Source organism: Cohnella fermenti (genome assembly GCF_004801405.1).
Classification (GTDB): Bacteria; Bacillota; Bacilli; order Paenibacillales; family Paenibacillaceae; genus Cohnella; species Cohnella fermenti.
Genome location: NZ_SSOB01000018.1, coordinates 1 through 26,572, shown reverse-complemented (window position 1 = coordinate 26,572; position 26,572 = coordinate 1). Strand labels below are relative to the sequence as shown.

At 54.9% G+C, this 26,572-nt stretch carries 14 protein-coding genes; 13 read left to right on the top strand and 1 reads right to left on the bottom strand.

What is annotated here, in order from left to right; all coding sequences use genetic code 11:
- Positions 1-73 precede the first annotated feature (73 nt).
- The 6 genes from E6C55_RS15500 (at position 74) to E6C55_RS15475 (ending at position 9,772) form a co-directional block, all read left to right on the top strand.
- Positions 74-1,039, top strand: coding sequence for an ABC transporter permease (locus E6C55_RS15500; RefSeq protein ID WP_211093592.1), 966 nt, complete (start codon positions 74-76; stop codon positions 1,037-1,039).
- Between the two features lie 13 nt (positions 1,040-1,052).
- A complete protein-coding gene (locus E6C55_RS15495) occupies positions 1,053-1,919 on the top strand; it encodes a carbohydrate ABC transporter permease (protein ID WP_136370717.1) in 867 nt (288 codons plus the stop codon).
- An 80-nt stretch (positions 1,920-1,999) separates the two neighbouring features.
- Positions 2,000-3,571: a type 2 periplasmic-binding domain-containing protein gene (locus E6C55_RS15490; protein ID WP_168735665.1), complete on the top strand. Its 1,572-nt coding sequence runs from the start codon at positions 2,000-2,002 to the stop codon at positions 3,569-3,571.
- A gap of 114 nt (positions 3,572-3,685) precedes the next feature.
- Positions 3,686-6,055, top strand: coding sequence for a helix-turn-helix domain-containing protein (locus E6C55_RS15485; RefSeq protein WP_136370715.1), 2,370 nt, complete (start codon positions 3,686-3,688; stop codon positions 6,053-6,055).
- Positions 6,056-6,338: 283 nt separating this feature from the next.
- Positions 6,339-8,174: a sensor histidine kinase gene (locus E6C55_RS15480; protein ID WP_136370714.1), complete on the top strand. Its 1,836-nt coding sequence runs from the start codon at positions 6,339-6,341 to the stop codon at positions 8,172-8,174.
- On the top strand, positions 8,171-9,772 hold the full coding sequence (locus tag E6C55_RS15475; protein ID WP_136370713.1) for a response regulator transcription factor: 1,602 nt from the start codon (positions 8,171-8,173) through the stop codon (positions 9,770-9,772). The genes E6C55_RS15480 and E6C55_RS15475 overlap by 4 nt, the downstream gene beginning before the upstream one ends.
- Positions 9,773-9,808: 36 nt before the next feature.
- Here the strand turns inward: E6C55_RS15475 and E6C55_RS15470 are convergent, their stop codons facing one another.
- Positions 9,809-10,696, bottom strand: a complete 888-nt coding sequence (locus E6C55_RS15470) for an AraC family transcriptional regulator (RefSeq protein WP_136370712.1) — start codon at positions 10,694-10,696, stop codon at positions 9,809-9,811.
- Between the two features lie 128 nt (positions 10,697-10,824).
- Between E6C55_RS15470 and bglB the strand changes: the two genes are divergently transcribed.
- The 7 genes from bglB (at position 10,825) to E6C55_RS15435 (ending at position 26,093) form a co-directional block, all read left to right on the top strand.
- Positions 10,825-11,889 carry a beta-galactosidase BglB gene (gene bglB, locus E6C55_RS15465; protein WP_136370711.1) on the top strand — a complete coding sequence of 355 codons (1,065 nt, stop codon included), beginning with the start codon at positions 10,825-10,827 and terminating at the stop codon, positions 11,887-11,889.
- A 68-nt stretch (positions 11,890-11,957) separates the two neighbouring features.
- A complete protein-coding gene (locus E6C55_RS15460) occupies positions 11,958-14,240 on the top strand; it encodes an AraC family transcriptional regulator (protein ID WP_168735664.1) in 2,283 nt (760 codons plus the stop codon).
- A 161-nt stretch (positions 14,241-14,401) separates the two neighbouring features.
- Entirely contained in the window at positions 14,402-15,361 is a 960-nt protein-coding gene (locus tag E6C55_RS15455) for an ABC transporter permease (protein ID WP_168735663.1), read from the top strand.
- A 17-nt stretch (positions 15,362-15,378) separates the two neighbouring features.
- Entirely contained in the window at positions 15,379-16,272 is an 894-nt protein-coding gene (locus E6C55_RS15450) for a carbohydrate ABC transporter permease (protein WP_136370708.1), read from the top strand.
- An 86-nt stretch (positions 16,273-16,358) separates the two neighbouring features.
- A complete protein-coding gene (locus E6C55_RS15445) occupies positions 16,359-17,879 on the top strand; it encodes an ABC transporter substrate-binding protein (protein ID WP_136370707.1) in 1,521 nt (506 codons plus the stop codon).
- 105 nt (positions 17,880-17,984) lie between these two features.
- Positions 17,985-19,799 carry a hypothetical protein gene (locus tag E6C55_RS15440; RefSeq protein ID WP_136370706.1) on the top strand — a complete coding sequence of 605 codons (1,815 nt, stop codon included), beginning with the start codon at positions 17,985-17,987 and terminating at the stop codon, positions 19,797-19,799.
- Positions 19,800-19,820: 21 nt separating this feature from the next.
- Entirely contained in the window at positions 19,821-26,093 is a 6,273-nt protein-coding gene (locus E6C55_RS15435) for an S-layer homology domain-containing protein (RefSeq protein WP_136370705.1), read from the top strand.
- Positions 26,094-26,572: the final 479 nt, after the last annotated feature.

Below are 26,572 nucleotides of genomic sequence, written 5' to 3'. Positions count from 1 at the left end.
GCGTTGTCGGATTCGTCCGGCTCGATATCGAAAATGTATGGACAGAGGAGGGGGCCACTTGAGTCCGGAACCGATGGACGCCTACACGGCACCGGTGCAGCCCAGACCCGCACCCGATCAAAGCTCCCGGCCAAACCGCCGATTGCGGAGCGATCTGAAGAGAGACAGATGGCTGTACCTCTTGGCGCTGCCGGGGATCTTATTCTTTATTGTGTTCAAGTACTTCCCGATGTACGGGCTTGTGATCGCATTCGAGAACTATTCGCCGTTCAAGGGGATCATCCGCAGCGAATGGGTCGGCTTCGCCCACTTCGAGCGATTCTTCTCCAACCCGGACTTCCTGCTTCTGCTTCGCAATACGATGGCGATCAACTTCATGAAGCTGTTCCTGTTCTTCCCGCTGCCGATCCTGCTCGCGATTCTGCTCAACGAGCTTCGCAGCGACAAGTATAAGAAGCTGATCCAGACGGTTGTGTACCTGCCGCACTTCTTATCGTGGGTTCTGATCTGCGGCCTGACCTACCTGCTGTTCGCCACGGGCGACGGCTTCGTCAACAAGGTGCTGGCGGAGCTTGGCGCAGACAAGTGGGTTGTCCTGACGAACCCGAAGCTGTTCTGGATTATGATCACGTCGCAGTCGATCTGGAAGGAAGCAGGCTGGGGGACGATCATCTTCCTGGCGGCAATCGCAGGCGTCAACACGCAGCTCTATGAAGCCGCTACCATCGACGGGGCGGGGCGCTTGAGACGAATGTGGCACGTCACGCTGCCGGCGATTCGCACGGTTATCGTCATTCTGCTTATTCTGCGGATCGGGGAGATCATGGACGTCGGCTTCGAGCAGGTGTTCCTGATGTCCAACGGGGCGGTGTCCGAAGTGGCGGACGTGTTCGATACGTACGTCTACCGCGTCGGGGTCCAGCAAGGGCAGTTCAGCTTCACCGCGGCCGTCGGCTTGTTCAAGTCGATCGTCGGCCTGACGCTGGTGCTCCTAAGCAACTGGCTGGCGAAGCGGTTCGGCGAAGAAGGGGTTTACTAGAAGGAGGGTTCTTGTGAAGCTATCGACCGGAGATCGCGTCTTCAATTGGATCAACATCGTGCTGCTCGGCATCGTGGCGCTGATTACGTTCTTCCCGTTCTACTATGTCATCGTGGTATCCTTCACGGACCCGACGGAATACTTGCGCAAGGCGCTGATCGTCTTCCCGGAGAAGTGGTCGCTCGCTTCCTACGAATATTTGCTGTCGACTCCGTTCTTCGTGAAGTCGCTCGGGTCGAGCGCGTATCTGGCAATCGTAGGGACACTGTGCAGCCTGGCGATCTCGTCATCGCTGGCCTACTGTCTGTCGCGGCGAAGAATGCGGGGGCGCAAGGCGATCATGCTGTTCGTTCTGGTGACGATTCTGTTCAGTCCCGGCATTATTCCCAATTATATGTTGATTCGGGAGCTTCATCTGATCAACAGCTACTGGGCCATTATTATGCCGGCTCTCTCCAGCGGCTGGAACGTCCTTCTTCTGAAGGGGTTCTTCGACAGCCTGCCGACGGAATTGGAGGAAGCGGCGGCCATCGACGGCTGCAACGACATCTCCATCTGGCTGCGGATCATTCTTCCGCTGTCCTTGCCCGCGCTCGCGGCGTTCGGCCTGTTCTTCGCGGTAGGCTATTGGAATACGTTCTTCAACGCCATGCTGTACTTGACGGATTCATCGAAGTGGCCGGTTCAGGTCATTCTGCAAAATATATTGATCAACGCGTCCACGGGAGACCTGCTGTCCACGGCGTACACGGAGAAGCCTCCGACAGAGACGTTAAAGATGGCAGCGGTCATTATCGCCACGGTTCCGATTCTTCTCGTATATCCGTTTTTGCAGAAGCATTTTGCCAAGGGGGCCCTCGTCGGTTCCGTCAAAGGCTGACATGCGTTAATATGACGGTAAGTCCCAATAGGCAAGCGCTTGCCGTCTTATTATAAACAATGATCTTGGGGGGACAGGAAATGAAGAAACAGTTAACGATCGCTATCGCATCCGTCGCCATGCTGGCTTCGCTTCTAACGGCATGCGGCGGCAACAACGACAACAACAAAGCGGCTGAGAGCGCGGGGACGACAACGAACACGGGATCGGCTCCGGCGTCCGGCGCCGCGAGCGCCAAACCGCTGAAGGTCAGCGTGATGACGCAGCAGACGGCTCCGATGCCTCCGGCGGCGGACAACGAGATCGAGAAGCTCATCGAGAAGGCGACGAATACCGAGCTGGACGTGCAATGGATTCCTCAGAATACGTACGGAGACAAGCTGAACATCACGCTGGCCGCCGGCGATCTGCCGGATCTGATCTTCATCAACGACCCGTTCTCCTCGGTATTCCGCGGGCTCGTCGATCAGGGCGCCTTCTGGGATCTGTCGCCATACTACAAGGATTATCCGAATCTGACGAGCGGCATCTCCGAGACCGCCTGGGAACTGACCAAGCAAGCGGATGGAGGCAACTATGGCATTCCGCGTCCGCGTCCGTCGGAAGGCGCCGCCTTCCTGAACATCCGCAAGGATTGGCTGGATGAGGTCGGCCTTGCCGTCCCGACGACAACGGATGAGCTGTATGCGGCGCTGAAGGCGATCAAGGACAAGAAGGGCATTACGCCGTTCCCGGCCGGAGTCGATGCAAGCGGATTGAACCTGGGTTATTTGGCTACAATTGAGAGCGCATTCACTAGTGCGACATGGAGCCCGTCTTACGGCGGCTGGAAGCTGGCGGACGGCAAGCTGACGAACACGGCCTTCCTTCCGGAGGAGCGCAGCGCGATCGAATACCTGAAGAAGCTGTTCGACGAGAAGCTCATCTCGGAAGACTTCGCTTCGATCAAGACGGATGCGGTGAACAACCTGTTCAAAGCCGATAAATCCGCCCTTATCGTCGAGAAGGCGGGCAACATGCGCAATTACTTCGACGAGATCGTCAAGCTCGATACGGACTTCAAGGAGACGGACTTCTATCCGATGACGACGCTGAACGGCTTCAGCCCGAGAGACCCCGGCTTCAACGGTCTGATCTCGATTCCGAAGTCGGTCTCGGAGGAGAAGATGAAGGGAATTCTGAAGATGGTCGATACCTGGATGAACGACGATGTTTTCCAATATCAGCAGTGGGGCATCGAAGGCGTTCACTACACGGTGCAGGACGGCAAGAAGGTGCTCGACACGGAGAAGGCGAATCAGGACGGCATCTCGAACTACAACCAGATCGTCTACGTCTCCGATCCGTACGCCAGCTCGTCGAAGGACTTCTTCGAGCCGGATACGCAGACGCTGTACAAGCAAATTCAAGATGAACGCGAGAAGGCCGGCAGCGTGCCGGATTACACGGTCGGCTTGAATTCCCCGACGGCCAACCAGAACATGACGGAGATCAATAAGAGCATGACCGATCTGAAGATCAAGATCATCCTCGGCTCCGCGCCGATCACGGCATGGGACGACTACGTGAACAAGCTGAAGTCGGATGCGACGATGACGAAGATTACGGAAGAGTTGAACGACGCTTATCAGAAGCGGACGGGGGCCAACTAAGCGATAGCCGACACCGAGAGCCGTAAGTCCACTGCAGAATCTTGTCGAGATATCGGCAGGATTCTGCTATTTTAGTAAAAGTGAGACTAACGACAGCGAACGGCGGTGAACGATGTGGCCAGCAAGCTCAGAAGCTTGTTCCGGAGCGAGCAGAAGCTGTTCGGAAGCTTCTATATCAAGAGCCTCGTGCTTACGTTGTTCGTGGCCGGCATTCCCGGGCTTATTATCGGCTTCAGCACTTACTGGTTCGTGGGCGGCCGAATCGACCGCGAGCTGCAGAGCCAGAGCAGGCAGCAATTCGAGCAGAGCGTCTCGTACTTCGACGAGCAGTTCTCCCATATGGAGGTCAATATCGCCCATTGGTCCTTCGATCCGAGCTTCGGCAACGAGCTGCGCAAGCTCGACTTCGTGAGGGACTACATCCGGGTGCGCCAGGTGTTCCAGACGATTCCGATCATGGAGCTGTCCGATCCGCTGATCGACCACGTCGAATTGTACTTGAACGAGCCTCGCCCCGTGCTGTTCACGACCTCGAATTATACGTTCCTGGAGGGGGATGAGCAGATCGGGAAGTACACCGCTTATTTCGCACGGCCCAAGTCGATCGGCTGGACCTTGTCGGAGGGAGCATCCGGTGCGGGAACAGGAACAGGAACGGGAGCAGGAGCAGGAGCAGGAACGGGATTTACCCTGTACAATCGGTTGCCGGGGGGAGAAGCGTCCTCCTTCGGCGTCATTCTCGTTATGCTGAGCGAACGCCAGCTTATCGACATGCTGCTGACGCTGACGCCCCATAATCTCGGCTCGTCGTTCCTGATGACGGAGCAGGGGCAGTGGTTGGAGTCGAGCAGCGGAGCGCAGCCCTCGGAATTGGAAGCGCTTATTCAGACGAAGGTGCTTGCAAGGGAAGGAGACACGGGCTCATTCCTCTTCAAGTGGGGAGGAACGAGCTACACGGTATCGTTCGGCAAGATCGAGCGCCTCGGGTCGACGTGGACCTTCGTGTCGCTTGTGCCGTTGACCGCCATCACGGAACCCGTGCGCGTCATCTCCCAGGTTATTCTGTGGATCAGCGCAATCGGCCTGCTGCTCGCGACGCTCCTGTCGTGGCTGGCTTCCCGCCAGCTGTATTCGCCCGTCAAGCGGCTCGTACAGGTTATCGCCGGCGAGAAGGACGGCTCGATCCGGAGATCTCAGAACGACGAATTCGCCGTAATCGAGGCGCAGTGGCAGCAGATCGCCAAGGAACACCAATCGCTGCAGAGCCGGCTGTCCGAACAGCTTCCTTATCTGAAGGAGGGCTACCTGCTGCAGCTTGTGCAAGGGTACCTCTACTCCTTCTCCGAGGACAGCGTCCGGTCGCGAATGGAGCAGTACGGCTGGGAAGTGGCAGACAAGCAGTTCGTGGCGATGATGATCCAACTGTCCGGTTTTGCCAACTTGCAGGGTCGGTTCTTCGAGGGGGATGAAGGGCTCGTCACGTTCGTGGCCGCGAACATCGTCGATGAATGCAAGGAGAACGCGATCGGGGAAGCGATCGTCGTCAACTTCCACGACTTGTCGATCGGCCTGCTGCTGCTCGCGCCGAAGGAGAAGAGCATGGACGAGCTGCGCGACGGGCTGTCCGAGTTCAGCGACCGCCTGATTCAGGCGATCCGTCAGGTGCTCTCGCTTAGAGTCACCGTCTCCGTCAGCGCGAATTCGCAGCAGGCGCACCAGATCCCGTATCTGTTCGAGGAAGCGAGGCAGGCGCTGACGAATCGCGACCTGCTTCACGACAAGCAGGTGCTCGGCCTGGAGCGGGAGGCGCTGGCGGAAGGAAGCGCTTCGTATCAGTATCCGTTCGCGATCGAGAAGGAGATCATCCATGCCCTCCGGATGGGGGTGCGCGACGAGCTGTTCGAGCTGGTGCCCCGGTTCATGAAGGAACTGGCGGCCGGAGGGGCGAAGGAGCTCATCATTCGTCACGGCATGCTTCAGCTCCTGGCGAGCGTTCAGCACGTGATGATGAAGATGGGGGTGTCTCCGGAATGGCTCGCGGGCAATGCGTTGAACGCCCAGCTGTCTCAGTTGGACGATCCGAACGCCATGCTGAAGTGGTTCCTGCGGAAGGTCATCGAGCCGTGCCTGAGCGAATGGGACAAGAAGCAGGACGAGCAGCTTCTGCAGCTGATGGACCAGGTGATTCAATACATGCAGAGCCACTACATGCAGGATATCTCGCTGGAATCGTGCGCGGACCGGATCAACGTCTATTCCTATACGCTGAGCAAGACGTTTAAGCAGGTCACGGGAGTGAACTTCGTCGAATACTTGACCGGCATTCGGCTGGAGCGCGCGAAGGAGCTGCTCGCGAAGACCGACTGGCGGATCAACGACATCGCGGAGAAGGTCGGGTACCAGCCGACTTATTTTAACCGGATTTTCAAGAAGTTGGAGGGCCTGACGCCGTCTCAATACCGGGAGAAGACAAAACTGGATTAAGCGGAGGCAGAAGATGGGATAGGTTCGTTTGGCCACAGCCGCTCTTGGAGAGCCGGCTGTATTTTTTCTTAAGAGCCGTGCAACCACAACGTACGGAGAACCCGCACAACGACATCGTAAACGAAGCCCGACAGCGAAATGTTCGAGAATCAACGGTTTCTCTTCGATCTTCACCGACGTTGCGGATAGGCCGACTAAAACCGTTGAACGCCCCAGGGACCGATGCTACTATGGAAGAAAAAGCCGGGCCTGGGAGCGGCGCGGAACGGAGAGGAAGGGCCGCATGCGCAAGCGGGCGAACAGCTTCTCGTCGCGTATCATGCTTCATATGTCGATCATCATCATGCTGGCTTTTGCCGTGTCCGGATACTTGTCGTACCGCATCAATAACAACCTGTTTACGGAAGAGATCAGCCGGCAGTTCGGCAAGGCGAACGAGCAGGCGGCGGCAAGAATCGATCTGCAGCTTCGGGATATTTACCGGATATCGAACTTTATCGTGTTCCATCCTTATATCGAACAGGTGCTAAGGCGCTCGGGCGAATCCGACGTCCGCGAGAGCGACACGCAGATTACCGACCAGGACGAGCTTAACCAGCTCCTCTTCCAGGTCAAGAACGACGAGAACAAGCTGTATTCCATGTTTCTTTACGATATGAAGGACAACAGCTACTTTTTCCACGTGTCTCCAACCGCTCGCAGCACGCTTGATCGGGACATCTACGAGCAGGTCAAGACGCTGTTGGACGGGACGATGGGCAATCTGGTCTGGTTCCCGATCCAGCTTCCCAGCGCGGTGGAGGAGTCGGGCTATCGGGACTTCTACGCGGCGGCCCGTTACATGAAGAACAAGGACCTTGAGCAATACGGCACGATGATCATGCTCTTCGACGAATCGCTGTTCTCCGAGGACTTGAACGAGCTCGTCAGCGACGAGAATGCGAACGTTTATTTGTTCGATCGGCAGGATCGGCTTGTTTACACGGACCGGACAGGAGAAGAGGCGGGCAGCACGCCCGTACCGTCGCGGCTGGCGGGCAGTCAGATCGTCAAGGAGAACGGAAGCTCTTATTTGTATGTGCAGAGCCGCTCCCGGCTGATGGATTTCTCTCTGATCAGCAGGGTCTCCCTGGAAGCCCTCAAACAGAAGAGCACCATCATTCTGAAAATCTCCCTGTTAGTCGGAGTTGTCGGTGTGCTGCTGGCGGCGACGCTTGTCTCGTGGAGCGGCCGCCGGCTCTTCCGGCCGCTGACTCAGCTCGTTCGGGGCATGCGCCGAATGCGCGAAGGCAATCTTCAGGCGCGAGTCGAGGTCGATACGTCGGACGAGCTCGCATATATCGGGCAGAGCTTCAACTCGATGGCCGAGAACCTGGAGCAGCTCATCCGCGAGGTGTACGAACGGCAGCTCAGCGAGCGGGAGGCGGAGCTGACGGCGCTTCAGACGCAACTGAACCCCCATTTTCTGCAGAATACGCTTGATACGATCTACTGGAAGCTCTACCTTCAGGACGACCGGGCGACGGCCGGGCTTGTTGTCTCGCTGTCCGAGATGCTGCGCTACGCGCTGGAGCCGGCCGATACGGAGACGACGCTGTCCGCGGAGCTGGCGCAAATTCGCAATTACTTGAAGATTCAGAGCGCCAGACACGGCAACGAATTGGACACCGTCATTCAGATGGGGGCGGGGACGGAGCTGGCCAAGGTGCCAAGGCTGATCATCCAGCCTCTGGTCGAGAATGCGTTCGTTCATGCGTTCGCCGACAAGCGGACGGAACGCGTTCTGATTATCCAGACGTCGCTCGTCCCAGGCCCCGGGGCCGGGCAGGAGGACAAGCGGGAAGCGCTGCTTATTGAGATCATCGACAATGGCCGAGGAATGGAGGACGACGCCGTCCGGAAGGTCGTCTCCGATGCCTTGGCTCCCCGCAGCGATAAGAGGGAGGAGAGCGGTCCGATCGTCGGCGGCAAAAGAGTCCATATCGGCATTCGTAGCGTGCTTCGCCGGTTGAATCTTCTGTACGGAGAGCCGTACGGCCTGACGATCGAAGCGACGCCGGGGAGCGGCACGACCGTTCGCCTGCTGCTGCCCATGCATAAGGAGGGAACGGACCTATGAGAGGGAGATTGTTCATTGTCGACGATGAACCGATGATCCGCAAGGGGCTGACGAAGCTGGTGGAGAGCAACCCGCTCGGATGGTCGGTCGTCGGCGAAGCGGCGAACGGAGAAGAAGCGCTGGACCAGCTTCGGGAACTGCAGCCCAATCTGGTCATTACCGATATTCGCATGCCCGTGATGGACGGCATCGAGCTGGCGAAGCGATTGGCCGAGCAGGCGCCTCGGACGGCCGTGGTGATGCTGACGGGATATCGCGACTTCGAGTACGCGCAAGCGGCCGTCAATTACGGCGTGAAGCAATTTCTGCTGAAGCCGTGTCCGGAGGAGGAAGTGTGCCGCGTGCTGCAGGCGGCCTTCGAGCAATATCGGCTGCAGGAGGCAAGCAAGGAACGCGAGGCCGAGGAGCGGAGCCGGCGGGAGGACCAACTGCTTCGCTCCGTCTGGAAGCGCCTGCCGTATGCGGCCGAGGAAGCGCGGGAGCTGGAGCGGGCGCTGACGGGCAAGGAGCTGTGGCTTGTTCAGGTGGAGACGTATTACCCGGAGGCGAAGGATTATCAGGGCGGGGACCTGAAGCTGCTGCAATTCGCCGTGGGCAACATTCTTCAGGAGCTGGCGGAAGGAGTGTCGGGAGCATCGGGAGCGCCGGGAGAGGGAGAGGATCGTCGGCTGATGCTGGAGTACGACAGCTTCGTCTTCTTCCTGTCCCCGGAAGGCGATTCCGAATCGTTGTTCGAGGAGGCTTCCTCCGTCGTCAAGCGGCTGCTGGGCCTTGAACTGGCTGTTCGCCGATACGGTCCGTTCCGCGGCTTCAAGCATACCGAAGCGTGGATGGACGCGGCGCTTCTGGACCATTCCCGGGAAGGGGACCAGGGTGCGGGGCCGGGCGAAGCGATGGAGGATCAGACGATCGGCGGCGACAAGGTGCGGCTGATTCGGAGCGAGCTGACGGCGCTGCTGCTGCTCGGAAGACCCGCCGAGCTGGAGGCGTACCTTCGCCGCGTCCTGGATTCGGCGCTGCAGATTTCCGCCCATGCGGATGCGATGAAGATCGAGGCCTTCTGCGCGGCCATGGCGATGGACGATGTGATGCGCAAGGAGCTCGAGGCCGACCCGCGAACCGTCGGGGATATCGGGCAACGGGTGGCCGAGCTTCATCGCACTCGCACGCGGGAGGAGGTGAAGGCGTGGCTCCAAGGGCAGATCCGCACCTTCGAGCAGGCGCTGCTGAGCTGGCATATGGAGCGCAGCGGCGGCATTGTGCAACGCGCGATTCTTTATATTGAAGAGCATTATGCCGAAGAATGCGCATTGCCGACCGTTGCCGCCCACACCCACCTCAGCCCCAATTACTTCGGCTCCCTGTTCAAGAAGGAGACGGGGGAGAGCTTCAGCGGATACGTGCTCCGCTTCCGAACGGAGAAGGCCAAGCTGCTGCTGAAGAACACGAACAAGAAAGTCGCGGAGATCGGGCAAGCCGTCGGCTTCCCGGGTTCGAACTACTTCGCGACCGTCTTCAAGCAGATGACGGGGCTCTCTCCTACCGATTACCGGAAGCAGGGGCAGAGTTGGCGGAGAGAGGAGCATCCGCAAGGATGACAGCGGCGGACTGCGTGCAGCCCGGGCCGGAGGCCGCTAATGCAGAAATTTGCTGTCGCTGGCCTGTTTGGCATATTTCCCAGGCGACATTCCAACCAGGGTGCGGAAGGTGCGGATAAAATGGGAGTAGTCGTTAAACCCGCTCTCGAAGCATGCCTGGGTGGTCGAGATGCCGCCTCGCTCCAGCAATTCTTTGGCTTTGATTATTCTTAGCTGAACCAGATACCGATGGCAGGACAGACCGGTCACCTCGCGAAACAATTCGTTTAAGCGGTGGCGGTTTAAGCGGAATTGTCTCGAGATCCCGTCTGTTGACAGATCCTCGGCGTAATGCGCATCTATATAGTCCATAACGGGATTAAGCAGCAGATAAGAGGCGTTGGGGGCCGCGTTGCCCGTTAGTTCCGCCCCCCCGTCACGCGTCATTTTCTCCAAGTGAATAAGGATATGGGCCAGCAGTATTTTTACTTTGACGTCGGTGGCGAATCCGCTTTGTTTAAGCAATTGATCCAGCTCGCGGAACAGCTCCGTCAGTTGGCGGGCATCGGTGTCGCTCAAGTGAATTCGGTGACTACGGGATGAGCTTCTCCGGGCGAAGCATTCCAGCAGATTGGTGCTGGCGGTATTTAATACGCTTATATAAAAAGGGTCGAAATAAAGGATATATCGTTCGTAATTTGTCTTGTCATGGATGATGGAGCGGTGCAAGTCGCTGGTGGTGAGCAACAGCAAATCGTTGGGAGCCAATACGTACCGTTGGTTGCCCACCCAGAATTCGGCCCCTTCCGTCAGAGCCAAGTATACCTCGTAGACATTATGAAAGTGATAGTAGTCCATGCTCCAGTCCGCACCGAAGTTGTGCTCCAAGCGCACGTTTTCCGTGTAGTTGTTCCTCACCTTTTTAAATTCCACGTTGATCGTCACCGACTCTCGGTTTCTTCAAAGTTAATATATCACAAAAATGCATGAAATCCCGACGATAATGCAAGAACGGAAGTTTCCTCCTTGCCTATAATGAGCTTGAATGGATCAGAAGGGAAGGAACCTACAGGATGGATAAAGCCGCAATAAGCGCGCTGATCGACAAAGTGGCCAGCAAAATGCAAAATTTGGGCAACGAAACGGGACTTGTGGAAGAGTGCCCCATCAGTATCATTTCAATGGATACTTGGGAATGGGCACAAGGCGTCGGACTGTATGGCCTGTACAACTATTATCAAGAAACGGGAGAGGCCGGAATTCTCGATTTTCTGGTAGAGTGGTTTGAGCGCAATATTCGCAACGGCTTGCCGGAGAAAAATGTAAATACGTTATGTCCGATGCTAACGCTAAGCCTGGTGGCAGAGGAAACGGGGCGTGAAGATTTATTGGCCCTGTGCCAAGAATGGGCGCAATGGATTATGGAGGAGATGCCGCGTACGGAAGCAAACGGGTTGCAGCATATCGTAACGGGCAATGCCAATTCCGGGCAACTGTGGGACGATACGCTGTTCATGACCGTGCTCTTCTTGGCACGAGCGGGCAAGTTGTTTAATCGGAAGGATTATACGGCGGAATCGGTGCGGCAGTTCCTCGTCCATATCAAGTACCTCGCGGATCGCAAGACCGGACTCTGGTACCACGGTTGGACCTTCGAGGGGCGTCATCATTTCGCAGAAGCATTATGGGCAAGGGGCAACTGCTGGTACACCGCGGGAGTGGTCGATTATTTGGATATCGTCGACGATCTTGATCCGGGGGTGAAGCTGTACCTTCTGGATACCCTCCGATCCCAGGTCGCTGCATTGGAGCGACTCCAGCATCCGGGCGGCATGTGGCATACTCTTCTGGATGATCCCTCGTCGTATGTGGAAACCTCCGCTACTGCCGGCTTTGCCTACGGGATACTCAAGGCTGTGCGATTGGGGTATCTGGACCCCCGTTGCCTCCCGATGGGACGCAAGGCTGCCGAAGCGGTAATCTCCCAAATCTCGGAGGACGGAACCGTGCAGAACGTATCTTACGGAACCGGAATGGGTGCGACCTTGGAGGAGTACCGACAAATTAAGCTTTGTCCGATGACCTACGGGCAAGCGCTGCCTATTCTCATGCTAACCGAGGTTATGAAGCTATCATAGATAATTTGAAGCTATTATGTATAATTCATTTATACAATAATAGCTTATCTTTTATTATGGGGTGGATTATGAGCAAGACCTTTCTGAAGATTGTGGGGTTAATTACATTGCTGCTTGTCGTTGTTCAGGCAGGCTTCTCCGTTACAGCATTCAAGAGCTTTGAAGGGATCGTAAGGGATCGGACCTTTGAAGAGAACAGCAAGGAGCTGCGCATTATCAGCAAAAGCATCGAGAGAATGCATGAGGACGTGAAGGCCTTCACCTTCCGGCATCTGAATGATCCATCCCTCATCCCTCTGTTTGAAGAGAACTCGCTGGATTACGCGCAGATGTACGAGTTGATGATTGCTATCAAGAAGTCGTTTGAAGTCAATCCGATCTTTCATTCCGTCACGCTTTATAGCGGCAAAACCGATAAGTACTATTCAACGTTAAGTTCTCAAGCGCATAAAGATGCTTTTTTTGTGAATGCGGTCAAAAATTTCAGCAGCACGCCAGTTTTGACGCCAATTCCTAGAGTGCTTCCCTTCGAGGCATACAACAATGGCGATACCGTATTTACTTATTTGTACTTCCAGACGGATAGCGGCAACAGGGTTACCCAAGCGTTGGGCGTTAACGTAGATGCAACATGGCTGTGCGACACGCTGAGCAGCTTGACGGGAAAATCCGTCAAATCCTACATTATCGACAAGACAAGCCTCACTTATATAGACGATTCCAGGCAGATCCGCAGTATGGAAGCGCTTAATCCGGAGTTGGTTGAGAGAATTACAAAGTCTAACCTGGATACGGGCAGTTTTGAGGCAGGGGAAAAAGGGAAGGAGCGGATTTTTACTTACCTCTGGATGCCGGATACGAACTGGGTACTGGTGGTAGAGGAGTCCAATCAATTTTTAGACCAGTCTTTGCAAATTGTCAAAAAAGTTGTTCTTCATATCACATTTTTTATGGCGCTTCTTGCCTTTGTAGCGGCGGCTTTTATCTCGCACCGGATTTATCATCCGTTCGGAAGGTTGTTCCGTGAAGTCCTCGGACCAAGGGGAAAGAAGGAAGTTGGCGTGCAGCTTCTGGACGATGTTAAGCTGCTTACCGACGTATTTCAGAAGAATAGGCGCCTGCTTCATGACTACAACAGCTATAAACATTCTGCGGATGCCATTCTTCTGGAGAATTATATCAAAGCGGTTCTGATGGAGAACAACTCCATTGCTAATCAATTGACAGGCGAATTCGCCTCCGTCTTCGGCAATATGCTTGATCGGGATATGCTGCTGATTCTTCTGAAGATCGATGACCGGAATCAGTTCGAAAAGCAGGATGTCGATCGGAAGAAAGCATACCGTTTCATCATGATGAACGTATCCGAAGAAGTTCTGGACGTTGGGAATTCCGCCAAAGCGGTATATATCGGGGAAGGGCAATTTATTCTGCTAATCTTTCTGCCGCTGGAGAACAACAGGATCGAATGGGAGGAGAAAATCCGTTTTTTACAACAGTCGGTCAAGCAATTCACAAGCTATAGCTTATCTGCATTTATTGGCGGGCATGTCAAAGGGGAGGCAGCGCTGGTTCAAGCTTACCGAACTGCGGCCATTCTGATCAGATACAGCTTGGTTTACAGTCGGGAAGCGATTCTGGAGCCTTCCATTTTATATAAGCATGAGAATCACCAGGTTGTATACGATGAAAGTCTTGAAGAAAGGTTCCTGAATGCTGTCCGAGCAGGGAATGGAGACGAAGCTAAAGTCTTGTTCGACAAGCTGATCGAAGGTGCTTCGCAAGGCGATATCGAAGGATTCATGCTCTTGATGACCCGTTTTTCCTTGGCTCTGGGAAATACAATTGATGTCTTGAACAAGAGTCGTATCGAGAAAATCCCTGTCTCCATGAAAGATTTTTATATCCGATTGGCTGCCTTCGAAACCATCGACGAGTTGAAAATTCAGTTTTATGAAGTAATCGAGAAAATGACATCTCATAGAGCGCTTGTGGAAACGAGGCACGATGCCTTGGTGGAATCCGTGAAGGGGTACATTGCGGAGCATCATGCCGAGGAGCTGAGCCTAAAAGGCCTTGCAGTGGAGTTCAAGCTGTCTCAAGGCTACCTGGGACAGATCTTCAAGGAAGCGGTCGGCTTGTCCGTGCTCGACTACATCAACCAGATCCGGTTGAACAAGTCCGCCGAACTGCTGCTCCAAACGGAACTAAGCATAGGAGAGATCATGGAACGGGTAGGCTTCCATAATGAGAGCAGCTTCTACAAGCTGTTCAAACGCAAGTTCGGCGCCACGCCCAAGGGCTACAGAGTGGATAAGGAGATCATCAACAAGCTGAAGGAAATGACATGAGAGTCGTGTCATTTTCTTTTTTTTGGACCGGTATAGAGTTTTCTTCAGATTATACAGTCCCGTGCAGAGGAAAATGGGATTGAACAGTAGCGATTCAACGGACAGGAGAGGGATAATGAGGCCACATCAAGCACGACATTAAAGGAGAAGGAGGCGTAGTTGTGAAGAAGACATTAGCACCGGAGTCCCCGGCAGGAGTAAGACAAAAGCTGAATAAAAGCTCCTTCCGCAAAAATGTGGATTTATCTCTGCTGGCTCTCCCTGCATTCGTATTGCTTATCTTGTTTTATTTTGTACCATTGCCCGGGATTGTGCTGGCTTTTAAAAACTACAATTTTATTGACGGGATATTTAAAAGCCCTTGGATTGGACTGAAAAACTTTATCTTTATTTTTTCCACCTCCGATGCGTTGCTTGCGCTAAAAAATACCATTCTCTATAATGCCGTTTTTATTGTAACAAGTATTGTCGGCAGCGTCATTCTGGCGATACTTCTGAACGAAATCCTAAGCAGAAGAGTATTGAAGGTTTATCAGACGGCCATCTTTTTACCCTATTTCCTGTCCTGGACCATTGTGGCTTACATCGTATTTGCTTTATTGGACAATAGCAAAGGCATGATCAATTCCATTTTAAGCGCTATGGGGATGGCGGAGATCGAATGGTACTTCGAACCCCAATACTGGTTCTGGATTCATATCGTTCTTCATTTCTGGAAGACGATGGGTTATGCGACGTTATTAAATTACGCCTATATCCTGTCGATAGATCCCTCTTATTATGAGGCTGCTTCTATTGATGGAGCCAACCGATTCCAGATGGCGCTGAAGATTACGATTCCTGCTCTGCGGCCTATCATTCTGATCAATTTCCTTGGAGCACTGGGCCGGATTTTTAATGCCGACTTCGGACAGTTCTTCCTGGTTCCGATGGAGTCGCCATCTCTTCGGGATGTCTCGTCCGTGCTGGATACCTATGTGTACAGCGCCCTGCGGGGGTCGGCTGATTTGGGGATGGGAGCCGCAGCCGGTGTCTTCCAATCTATGGCGGGATTCATTCTTGTCCTGGCGGCCAACTTTGTCATCCGGTACCGCTATGGCCGGGAACAAGCCATTTTTTAGAGAGAGAGGTAATCGGGATGAATTCGGCCATCAACAAACGGAAATTTCGAGCAGGTCTTTTTTTCACACACAGTGTCTTTACTCTTCTGGCATTGAGTTGCATTATTCCGATGCTGCTCGTCGTTATTCTATCGGTAAGCGGTACCGAGAGCATCATCGAACGCGGATACAGCCTTTTTCCCAAGATATGGAGCCTGGATGCTTTCCGATATATTTTTAAATCGCCGGAACTCATTCTGAACTCCTATGGCACGACGCTATTCGTAACCGTTGTCGGAACGGGCGTTGGACTCATTCTAACGGCGATGATTGCTTATTCGCTATCCCGGAAAGATTATAAGCTTGCGGGTATCTTGGGATTTCTAGTGTTCTTCTCCATGCTATTTAATGCGGGGATGATTCCTAGCTATATCGTGTTCACGAAGTACTACCTTCTGAAGGATACCTACTGGATTCTCATTCTTCCGGGCTTGGTCAATTCCTGGAATATCATTCTCTTGCGGACGTTCTTCTTTGATTTGCCGCAGGAGGTGCTGGAATCGGCCAGCATCGACGGCTGCAGCGAGATGCGGATCTTCTGGCAGATTGTGCTTCCCATATCCAAACCCGCCTTAGCTACCATCGGGTTAATGTTGACCTTGGGCTATTGGAATGAATGGACACGCTCCATGATCTACATCGATTCAGAACACAAATATATGTTGCAGTATTTGCTGTACAAAATTCTCCGGAATGCGGAGGAGATGATGAAGGATTCTCAGGCGGGCCTGAGTCTGGGCATGTCAGAGTTTCCTTCGGACAGCGCCAAGATGGCTATGGCTGTAATTGCGGCTGGTCCCATGATGTTTGTGTTTCCCTTCTTCCAGAAGTACTTTGTCCGGGGGATCACTTCCGGTGCTGTAAAGGGATAAAGGCGGTTTTGACTTCCGGTTTTGACTTCCGGTTTTGACTTCCAATGTGAAGTTAAAATATAAAAAAGTACAGGGGAGTTGTTCAGGTGAAAAAGCTCAGGGCAATGATAACGCTGACAGCGATGGTGTTGGCGGCAACCGGGTTGGCCGGTTGTCAGAGCAAAGAAAGTACGGGGGAAACGGAAAAAAGCCCGGCTGTCTCGACGACACCGTCCGCCACTGCCGCAGAGTTGGAACCGGTGAAGCTGAAATGGGTTCTCCGGATTCCAGCCCAGAAGGATGGGGAAAAGGTACTGACAGAGGTAAACAAGATATTGAAGGAGAAAATCAACGCCACGCTGGACATCCAGTGGATCGATGCTGCCAGTTATATAGAAAAAACGAAGTTAATGATCGCCGCAGGAGAAAATTTCGATATTATGTTTACTGCTCCGGGTTACCAGTTCTATGAGAATGTGGCACAAGGCGCTTTCTTGCCGATGGATGAATTGGTGACCGAATATGCACCTCAGGCCTATGGACAGATCCCGGTCGAATTCTGGGATGCGATGAAAGTAAACAACAAAATTTACGGTTTCCCTAATTATCAGATTGCCGCAAGACAAACGACGATCACGATGCGAAAAGACATGGCGGAGAAATACGATATTGACGTGGCCGCCATCAAGCAGTTGGAAGACTTGGAGCCGGCTTTGGCCAAGATGCAAGCAGGCGAAGGAAGCGACAAATTTATTCTGGCCGGCCCGGGCATTAATCAAATGGATATCATGAACTACTTGAAGATGGAAACCTTGGGCGGAGAAGGGACTCCCGGCGCGATTGAGCTTGAAGGCACCGATTATAAGGTCGTTAACCAATACGAGCAGCCTGTCTTTATTAATTATGTGAAAACGATTAAAAGCTGGGCGGATAAAGGTTATATCAATAAAGATTTGTCTCTGGCCAAAAACTTCGAAGAGCTCTCTAAAAACGGAAAAATACTGTCCATGCTGGGACAGTACAAGCCAGGGGGCGAAGCGGAAGTTTTAGCCCGTTACGGCTTCGAGCCGGTCTATGCCTTCCTGACGGAACCATTGGTATCCACCAGTTCTGTCACCGGCACGATGCAGGCCATCAGCAGAACTTCCAAAAATCCGGAACGAGCCATGATGTTCCTGGAGTTGATCAATACCGACAAGCAACTTTACAACATGCTGGTATACGGAATCGAAGGCACGCACTATAAAAAAACGGGAGACAACAGCGTAGAGCTGATTGCGGATTCCGGTTACGCCCCCAATGTGTCTTGGATGCTGGGAGATCAATTGAACGCGTACCTGCTCCCGGGTGTTGAGGCGGATACCCCTCAGAAGATTGACGAGTTGAACAAGAGTGCGAAAACTTCGCGAATCATGGGCTTCTCATTTGATGCTGAGCCTGTCAAGTCGGAAATTGCCCAAACCAAAACGATAATCGACAAATATGCGATTGGCTTAGGTTACGGCATGTATGACGTGGACAGTACGCTCGCTACGATGAACAAGGAGCTGAAGGCTGCGGGTATGGACAAAATTATTGCTGAAAAGCAAAAGCAGTTGGATGCCTGGGTAGCCATAAACAAGAAGTAAGCAGCGGCAAAGCAAATAAGGAATGATAACGGCTAAGGCTCAGGAGAGTTTCTATATGATGCAATGGAATATAGAAACTCTCCTCCAATACGAGGAGAATCTGACATGGATGATAGGCAAACGCATCTAGCAGCGGCTTTTCAGCAAAGGCTTGTACGGGAACATCTACACTTTGACGCCAAGGTGAACATGATTGCCGAGAAGCTGAGCCGCAAGGGATATCACACGCATATCGACGACGATACGGTGCATGGGGTTTACCGGAGTCTGGCCTACGCCGCCGCGCTTCTGTACAGCGGAGATGACACCTGTCAGGAACGGGCGCTCGCGATAATAGACAACATTCTCTCGATGCAGGATACGGAGGAAGACAGCCCCACATACGGCATATGGCCTTATTACCTGGAAGAGCCGCTTCCGAGGATGAAGTCCCCGGATTGGAACTGGGCCGACTTCAATGGCAAGGTATTGGTCTATTTGTTGCTGGAGCATCGTGAAGCTCTGCCTTCTATCATGATCGATAGGATAATCCTGGCCTTGCATCATGCCGCAGCCAGCATTATCCGCCGGAACATCGGGCCCGACTATACCAATATCTACCTTATGGGGGCCTATGTGACGATCGCGGCCGGGGAATTGCTGGATAACCAGGAGTTTGTGCAATACGGCAGGAACAGGCTGATAAAGGAACGGGCCTATGTTGAAGCCAACGGCGGATTCACCGAATACAACAGCCCAACCTACACCGTTCTTGCCCTGGAGGAGATCGGCAGAATGCTTAAGCATGTGAAGGACCGGGAGTCGCGGGAGCTGGCCGAGTTCCTGAACGACAAAGCGTGGGAATGCATAGCGGTTCATTTCCACCGGCCGACCTGTCAGTTATCGGCGCCGCATAGCCGATGCTATGAGAACATTAGCGGCCAAGGATTCCTGTCCTTCCTTCATCTGGGAACCCGAATGCAGTTGGGCCTGATGCGGGAAGAAGAACTGGAGTATGGGCTGATGTGGCACGATATGGTCATTGCTTGTCCGGACCACTATTATGAATATTTCCAACCGCTGAAGAGTCCACGACTGATCAAGGAAACTTTCTATAAAGGGGAAGACCTGATCTCTGACGATGAGATCCGGGTTTTTATCGAGAAGGGGACTCCCCGACTGGAGTCGACCACCTATATGAACCCGAGTTTTTCCTTGGGCAGCTTTGCGGAGTACGATCTTTGGAATCAAAGAAGACCTCTCATGGCTTATTGGGGCACTCCGGAGAACTGTACGTATTTGAGACTCCGTTGCCTGCATGACGGACAGGACTATGCTTCTGCCATTCTGCGCACCTCGCAACAGGAAAATCATCTTGTAGGCGGCGTTTACTTCGTCAAAGATCATGGGGATTTCCATTTTATCCTTGATCCCTTGAAGGAAGGAGGCAAGCTTAGAGCCCGCAAGCTGTCTCTGCGCTTTGAAATCGGAGGTTGGGTGGATCAAGTGCAGCTTCCGCAAGAGGCGAGAATCGGCAGCGCTTTTTCCATTCGGGCTCCTGGCATTGCGGTCCATATTCATCCCCTGATCTGTGAATTCGATCAACGTACGATCCGCGTGGAGATTGGGGAGGAGGGTCCTGCCCGATGGATAGAATTTATCTTGTTCGAGGGAGAGGAGCAGACGCTGGATTTCGAGCGGATCAGCCAGGCCGCATTCGTGTTCGGGCTCAGTGTGTTTGATGAAGCTTTTTGCCCGGATGATGGGGATGTCCGTTATAGCTGCGCGTTGGATCAAAGCGGCCGGGAAGCGACAGGCCAATTGGCAAGGTCGGCTGGGACCGCCGCTGTAACGGTGCCGTTGAAGCCTTCGCAATATATTAATAACCCCTCTTCGGGGAGGACCAAAATCGTGAAGAATGGCGGGTTTATGTACGAATAGGAACAAGGAGGAGGCAAACTAGTGCTCAATAAATGGTTGATTAACCTATTGGCAGTCGTTCTGACTATTGGCGTCTGGACCGTGCCTGCAACTGCAGAAGAGGGCAGCGATTCTTACACCGAGAACTTCGATTCGACGGCGGTCGGGCAGCTGCCTGCGGGCTGGACGGTGAACAATCAAGATCTCTCCGTGGTAGGCGTAACCTACAACGAGACTGACGGGAATACATTGACGATCGATCATAAGGCGCGAGACGGCGCTCATATGGAACTGCGGTACACCTTGCCCTTCTCTGCCGACAAGGCGGTCATTAAGTACAAAGTGAAGGCGTCTGTCACGAGCGGAGCGTTCTACCTGCCGACCTTGGCGACGGGAGGAACGCCCAAGCTGCAGGTATTCATGGCTGACGGCGAGTTCAAGAAGGGCAATTCCACCGGGGGATCGGTAGCCATTGCGGGCAATCCGACCTTCGAAGCCAATCGCTGGTATCAAGCGGAGATTGTCATGGACAACAGCTTGGGCACCTACGACTTCTATATCGACGGCGTAGCGCTATTGACGGATGAACCGACGGTTGTTTCTGGAAGCGCTAACACGGTCTTTATGAAAATATGGCGGTCATCGGTGAACGTGTATAAGGTCGACGATCTGCAGGTAATTCCGTTCACGGAGAAGCCCGAGCCGCCGACGCCGACAGACCCGCCGCCTGTCACGGAGCCAGCGGGCATCTCGTACAGCGAGAACTTCGAGTCGCTTGCCGAAGGGGCGCGGCCAGCCGGATGGACGATTCCGACCAATACGACCGAGTTCGGCGCGGCCGACGACGGTACGGGCAACAAGGTGTTCCGCATTAAGCAAGCGCAGGTGCTGCCAGCGTCGGTCGGAGTGACCGTTCCGTTGCCCGGCACTGCGGAGAAGGGAACACTGAAGTACAGGGTCAAGGCCGACGCAACCGGCGGCGCGCTCTACCTTCCCGTGTTCCAGAGAGGCGGCGCCAAGCTGATGGAACTGGCATTCAATGCCGGTTATATCCAGAAGCGGCCGGACCCGGCGAATCCGTGGGTGACGCTGCAGCCCTTCGTTGCGGGGAAGTGGTACGATATCGAGCTGATTGTGGACAATAGCACCTCTCCAGGAACATACGATCTCTATGTCGACGAGAAGTTAGTCGCGGCCGGGGAGCCGACGCTGGCAACCGGCGAGATCAGCTCGATCAATATCGGCATCTATAAAGATACGATCAATACGTACAGCCTGGACGACCTCGAGGCAGCGCCTTATGTCGAGGCGACCGGAGCAGCGCTTGAGCCGGAGTACGATCTCGTCCTGGGGTCGACGCGGCAATTGGCGCTGAACTTCACCCCGGCGAACGCCTCCGACCGCAAGGCGGAATGGACTTCCTCCGATCCGGAGGTGGCGTCCGTCGATGCGCTGGGCAATATCTCGGCCTTGAGCGAGGGCAGCGCCGTCATTGCCGCCGTGCCCCATGCGCCCGGACTGGCGCCGGTCAGCACGACTGTTGTGGTGGATAATGTCGTGCCGACTGCAATCGAGCTGGGAGAGAACAGCTTCACGATGCCGGTCGGGAGCTATAAGCAGATCCAAGCGACAGTTCTTCCGGCCGAAGCTGCGAACAAGAAGGTTCGTTATGTCTCCGACAATGAGACGGCAGCGACGGTGGACGCTTACGGCGAGGTGCATGCTGCCGCGCCCGGCGATGCGACGATCACGGTGATCGCCGAAGAGCCGCTGTCTGAGGCGACCGCCGTCGTGACGGTACACGTGATGCCGCGCGGTGTCATGAAGACGATCTACGTCGCGCCGAACGGCAACGACGCGAACGACGGCTCGACCAAGCCGCTGGCGGTCAAGTCGCTGGAGCGGGCACAGCAGCTTGTGCGAGAGAGCAACGCGAACATGACCGGCGATATTCGCGTCGTGCTGGCTGACGGCTATTATGCGCAGGCCGATACGCTTCGCTTCAATGAGACGGACTCCGGCACCAACGGGTACTTCGTCACTTATGCCCACGAGGGCGACGGAGAGGCGACGATCGGTTCGGCGCATACGTTCTCCGGCTGGCAGATATATGATGGGACGAAGGGCATCTACATTGCGGATGTGCCTGTCGGCTTCAATTCCCGCCAGTTGTTCGTGGACGGAGTGCGCGGCGTCCGCGCCCGAAGCGAGGGCGGACTCGCTTCCGCCGTTCAATACAAAGAAGGGACGACGCCGATCGGCTTCTTGTCCGATAATACGGAGTTCCTGACCTACGCGCATCCGGAGGATCTGGAATTTGTATTCAATGAACAATGGACGAATCCGCGCGACCGCGTGGCATCGGTGGAAGCGGCGGGCGACCAAGTCAAGATCACGATGGCGCAGCCCGGCTGGAGCTATGTCACCAACAAGGGACAGACGTCGGCCACTCTGCCGGTCTATTACGAGAATGCTCTTGAATTGTTGGACGAGCCGGGCGAGTGGTACCTGGATACACACGCCAATAAGCTGTATTACAAACCGCGCGTCTGGGAGGATCTGCAGTCGGCGCAGGTCACCATGCCTTCGTTGGAGGAGCTTATCATCGTGGAGGGCAGCGACTATGACCACATGGCGCATAACCTGACATTCGAAGGACTGACACTCGCCGACACCACTTGGCTGCGACCTGGCACGGACAACGGACATCCGGACGCGCAGAACAACCATATCCGCGAGCCCGGCAAACCCGATACGTTGCCGCCCGCGGCCGTGACGGTCAGGCGCGCTGCCGCGGTGAATTTTACAGGGAACACGTTCACTCGCCTTGGCATCACCGGCTTGAAGCTGGTGGAGGGTGTGCAGAACAGCCTGGTGTCGGGCAACCGCTTCTATGACCTGTCGGGCGGCGCCGTGAACGTGGGCGATCCCGACATCTCCAAATCCGACAATACGAATCCGTCCGACCTGCGCAAGCTCATGAAGAACGACGACATTCTGAACAACTACATTCACGATATCGGCATCGATTACAAATCGGCCGCAGCCGTCTCGGTCGCGTTCGCCGAAGATATGGATCTCAAGTACAACGAGATCTTTAACATTCCGTACAGCGGCTTCCATATCGGGTACGGTTGGGCTACGATCTTCCCCAACGTCCTGCGGAACATGCATATCGAATACAATTACATTCATGATCTGATGGGCGAAGGGATCTACGACGGGGCAGCGATCTACACGATCGGCAATACGGGCGGCACGTCTGATAGCTACAACCTGATCGCCCATAACTACATTCGCAATCAGAAGAATTTGTTCGGCAGCATCTACATGGACGAAGGCTCCACTTACTGGCAGATAGAAGACAATGTCGTCGACCTTCGCGAGACGCCCGTGTGGAACCAGGGCATTGCCGCCACCTGGTTCTTCCTGAACGCGGCGAGCATCAACCATATCCGGATCAACCGGAATTACTCGACAACCGTCCAGAGGACGTTTAATTCGGCGACGAGCGAGGTCAGCTATACGGAGCCGAGCGTCTATCCGGATGCGGATTGGCCGCAAGAGGCGCAGAGCATCGTCCAGGCGGCAGGCCTGCAGGAAGGTTATGGGGAACTGCGCCAAGATCATGCGGAGCGCGTTGCGCTTACGGGCGCGACTAACCAGGCAGTCGGCCTTGACGCAGGCCAGACCGCCGAAGTCGGCGTGCTGGCAACCGACGGGAAGAATGAAGCCGTTGATGCCTCCGGCCTTCAGGTCTACTATCAGGTAGAAGATGAGAGCATTGCGACTGTTAACAGCAGCGGCGTGTTGACCGGCATGCAGGAGGGCAAGACCTTGCTGCGCGTCTATGCGGTGTCGAACCGCGTACTCCGCACATTGAAGATCAACGTGTACGTAGGCGGTCAACTGCAGCAGATCAAGTTAACGGGCATTGACGGGGGAATATCGCTGGGGATGCAGGGAACTGGCGTGGAGTTGTCGCCTTACGGCATCACCGATCAGGGGCGTGAGGTGGAGCTTGAGGACGTGACCTATTCGTCCAGCAACCCTTATGCGGCCGTCGTCGAGAACGGTGTTTTGAAGCCGGTCGGCCCCGGTTCCGCCATCCTTACGGTCAGCGGTCGCGAGGCAGGACGCGAAGGCTCGCCGGTCGTCGCAGGCACGTTCGCAGTGACCGTGCAGAGCGAGCTGTTCTTCGAGCCGTACAACGCGCCCGAATGGTTCGATTCTGCGAACAGCTCCCAGTGGAGCAGCAGCGCAGGCTTTGTATTCGCGTCGGAGCAGTCCATGAAGACGAACGCCTTCAACGGCTTCTCCTACTACAAGGAGCGCCGCTACGGCAATGAACTGCTCACCTTCAAGCTGAAGATCGATACGTCGACCGGAACGGGAGGCTGGCCGAGCGTCATGCTTCGTTCTCCGACTGCGGACTATGCGGTGTCGAGCGGCACCGGCTATATCCTGATCTTCGGCAGCGGCGGCATCGAGATTCAGCGGTTTAATGCCAATGTGAGGACGGTGCTGTACGGCAGATTTAATGGAGTGGACGGCATCAAGGGGCCGCCGATCACATCATCAGCCTTCACCTACGGCGAGGAGCATACGATCGAATTCGGCGCCCTTACGAACGGGGTGAGCGTACGTTTGGTGCTGAAGATCGACGGCCAGCTCGTCTTCGACTTTGAGGATACAGGCGAAGGCGTGCTGACCGAGCCGGGCTACTTCGGCATCGTCGGCCGGAACGAGACGTTCACGCTGCAAGCTGCCCCTGTGCAGGCGGCCGATACGACCGCCTTGCTGGCGAAGCTCGGCGAAGCGGAGCTGCTGCAGAAGGACGATGCCTCCGATGAGAGCTGGAACGCTCTGCAACAAGCGATGGAAGAGACGAGGGCCGTACTTCGCAATGTGTCCGCTTCTGCGGAGGAAGTCGCTGCGGCGCTGGGGGGGCTGGAAGCAGCCGTGAACGGCTTGTCATCGTCGGGCGAACCGGGCGGCGGAGACGATAACGACAACGATAACGACAACGATAACGACAACGATAACGACAACGACAACGATAACGACAACGATAACGATAACGAGAATAACGGCAATGACAGCCCGGGCGAGAACGACAATGAGGGCAGCAACAACAGCAACAACAGCAACAGCGGCTCAGGGGCGGAGTCCGTTGCGGCTATCGGCCACAAGCTGGGAAGCATCGCTGTCAATGGAGACATTGCCGTGCTGACCGTGTCGCCCGACAAGCTGGCCGAGCAACTCGTTGGCACGAACGGGGTGCTGACGATCGACCTGCGGGACGTCGGCGATTCCGGCGTCAAGGCGATCGAGCTGTCCCCGGCCGTGCGGTCGCTGCTCCAAGACGCGGGCAAGATCATCGACATCCAAACGGAGCATGCCGCCATTCGAATTCCAATTGGAGCCATTGGCTCGGAGGTCTCGAACGGCAGCATCCGGATCAATGTGGCGGAGAGCGGGCTTCCTGCGAATTCGTCGGACGGGCGCAAAGCGCTCGCGCCAGCTATTCGCCTATCGTTGACAAGCGGCAATGAAGAGGCAAATCTTGCCCAACCGGCCGAAGTGTCGCTCAAGCTTACAGGCGTGGGCGACCTGCGGAAGGTCGGTCTGTACGCTTACAACGCTGACACAGGCGAATGGGATTACGTCGGCGGCGAGAGAAGCGCTGACGGAGCTTCAATCACGATTGCGACGAATGACCTCAGAGACGTCTTGTATGCGGCGTTCGAATACGACAAGTCTTTCGCAGATGTGGTCGGTTCTTATTGGGCGCGGGATTATATTGAAGTGCTGGCATCCCGGCACATCGTGAACGGGGTGAGCGATTCGGACTTCGCACCTTCGGCACAAGTGAGCCGAGCCGAATTCGCGGCCATGCTGGTTCGACTGCTCGACTTGCCGACGCTGTCGTACGATGGCGACTATACGGACGTAACCGCTGAAGCATGGTATGCCGATTCGCTGGCAGCGGCGGTCCAAGCGAGCCTTCTGGCGGGTGACGGCGATCGGCTGCGTCCGCAAGACGCCATTACCCGGCAGGAGATGGCCGTAGTGGCTTTAAGGGCGTACGCGCTGCTGCGCGGAACGCCGAACTACAGCGGCGAGGCGGCTTCCTTGACCTTCAACGACGCCGCAGCAATTGCGCCGTGGGCGCGGCAAGCGGCGGAGACGGCCCGGAGTCTCGGGCTGATCCAAGGCCTGCCGGACAACAGCTTCGCGCCGTCCAAGTCGATCTCCCGGTCGGAAGCTGCAGCCATTATGTACCGGTTGCTGGAGCAGAACGGCAAGCTTTAACGAGGCTGATCTATTCTATTGCTCGGACATAACCCTCCATAGTACCCAAATCAAGTACAGTTTCCTTCATACAAGGAGCTGTACTTTTTTTGACATATAAGAATCTAAAGTTTTGGGGCAGCCGATTTAGAATCGTGCGGGAGGGGGGCGCCGGGCATCTCGCCGGACTCGCCGGATAGAGGGATTTATGTGAAACATCACATTCGAGCGGCGCGATAACGGGCAGGTTGGACGATTCTATGTGAAAAATAGCCTATATAGAGAAAATTCCGGCTCCCGTTGCCGCATATATGCTAAAAATCACATAAAACGCCGAGATTGCCGCTGATTGAACCCGATGAATGTGAAAAACCAGAGCGACCGAGCATAGGTTGAGTAACTTAGCAGGTGGAAACCCTGCTTGGAAAAGGCGAAGCCACGCCACCAATAGCGAGTCTTGGAGCGAAGCTGGCAACAGAGTCGTTTAAGCGTAGACAGCC

What these genes read in the sequence shown, in the direction of transcription:
- E6C55_RS15500 (WP_211093592.1), top strand. Translation starts at nt 74, where the DNA reads ATGGACGCCTACACGGCACCGGTGCAGCCCAGACCCGCACCCGATCAA.
- E6C55_RS15480 (WP_136370714.1), top strand. Translation starts at nt 6,339, where the DNA reads ATGCGCAAGCGGGCGAACAGCTTCTCGTCGCGTATCATGCTTCATATG.
- E6C55_RS15440 (WP_136370706.1), top strand. Translation starts at nt 17,985, where the DNA reads ATGGATGATAGGCAAACGCATCTAGCAGCGGCTTTTCAGCAAAGGCTT.
- E6C55_RS15475 (WP_136370713.1), top strand. Translation starts at nt 8,171, where the DNA reads ATGAGAGGGAGATTGTTCATTGTCGACGATGAACCGATGATCCGCAAG.
- E6C55_RS15490 (WP_168735665.1), top strand. Translation starts at nt 2,000, where the DNA reads ATGAAGAAACAGTTAACGATCGCTATCGCATCCGTCGCCATGCTGGCT.
- E6C55_RS15450 (WP_136370708.1), top strand. Translation starts at nt 15,379, where the DNA reads ATGAATTCGGCCATCAACAAACGGAAATTTCGAGCAGGTCTTTTTTTC.
- E6C55_RS15460 (WP_168735664.1), top strand. Translation starts at nt 11,958, where the DNA reads ATGAGCAAGACCTTTCTGAAGATTGTGGGGTTAATTACATTGCTGCTT.
- bglB (WP_136370711.1), top strand. Translation starts at nt 10,825, where the DNA reads ATGGATAAAGCCGCAATAAGCGCGCTGATCGACAAAGTGGCCAGCAAA.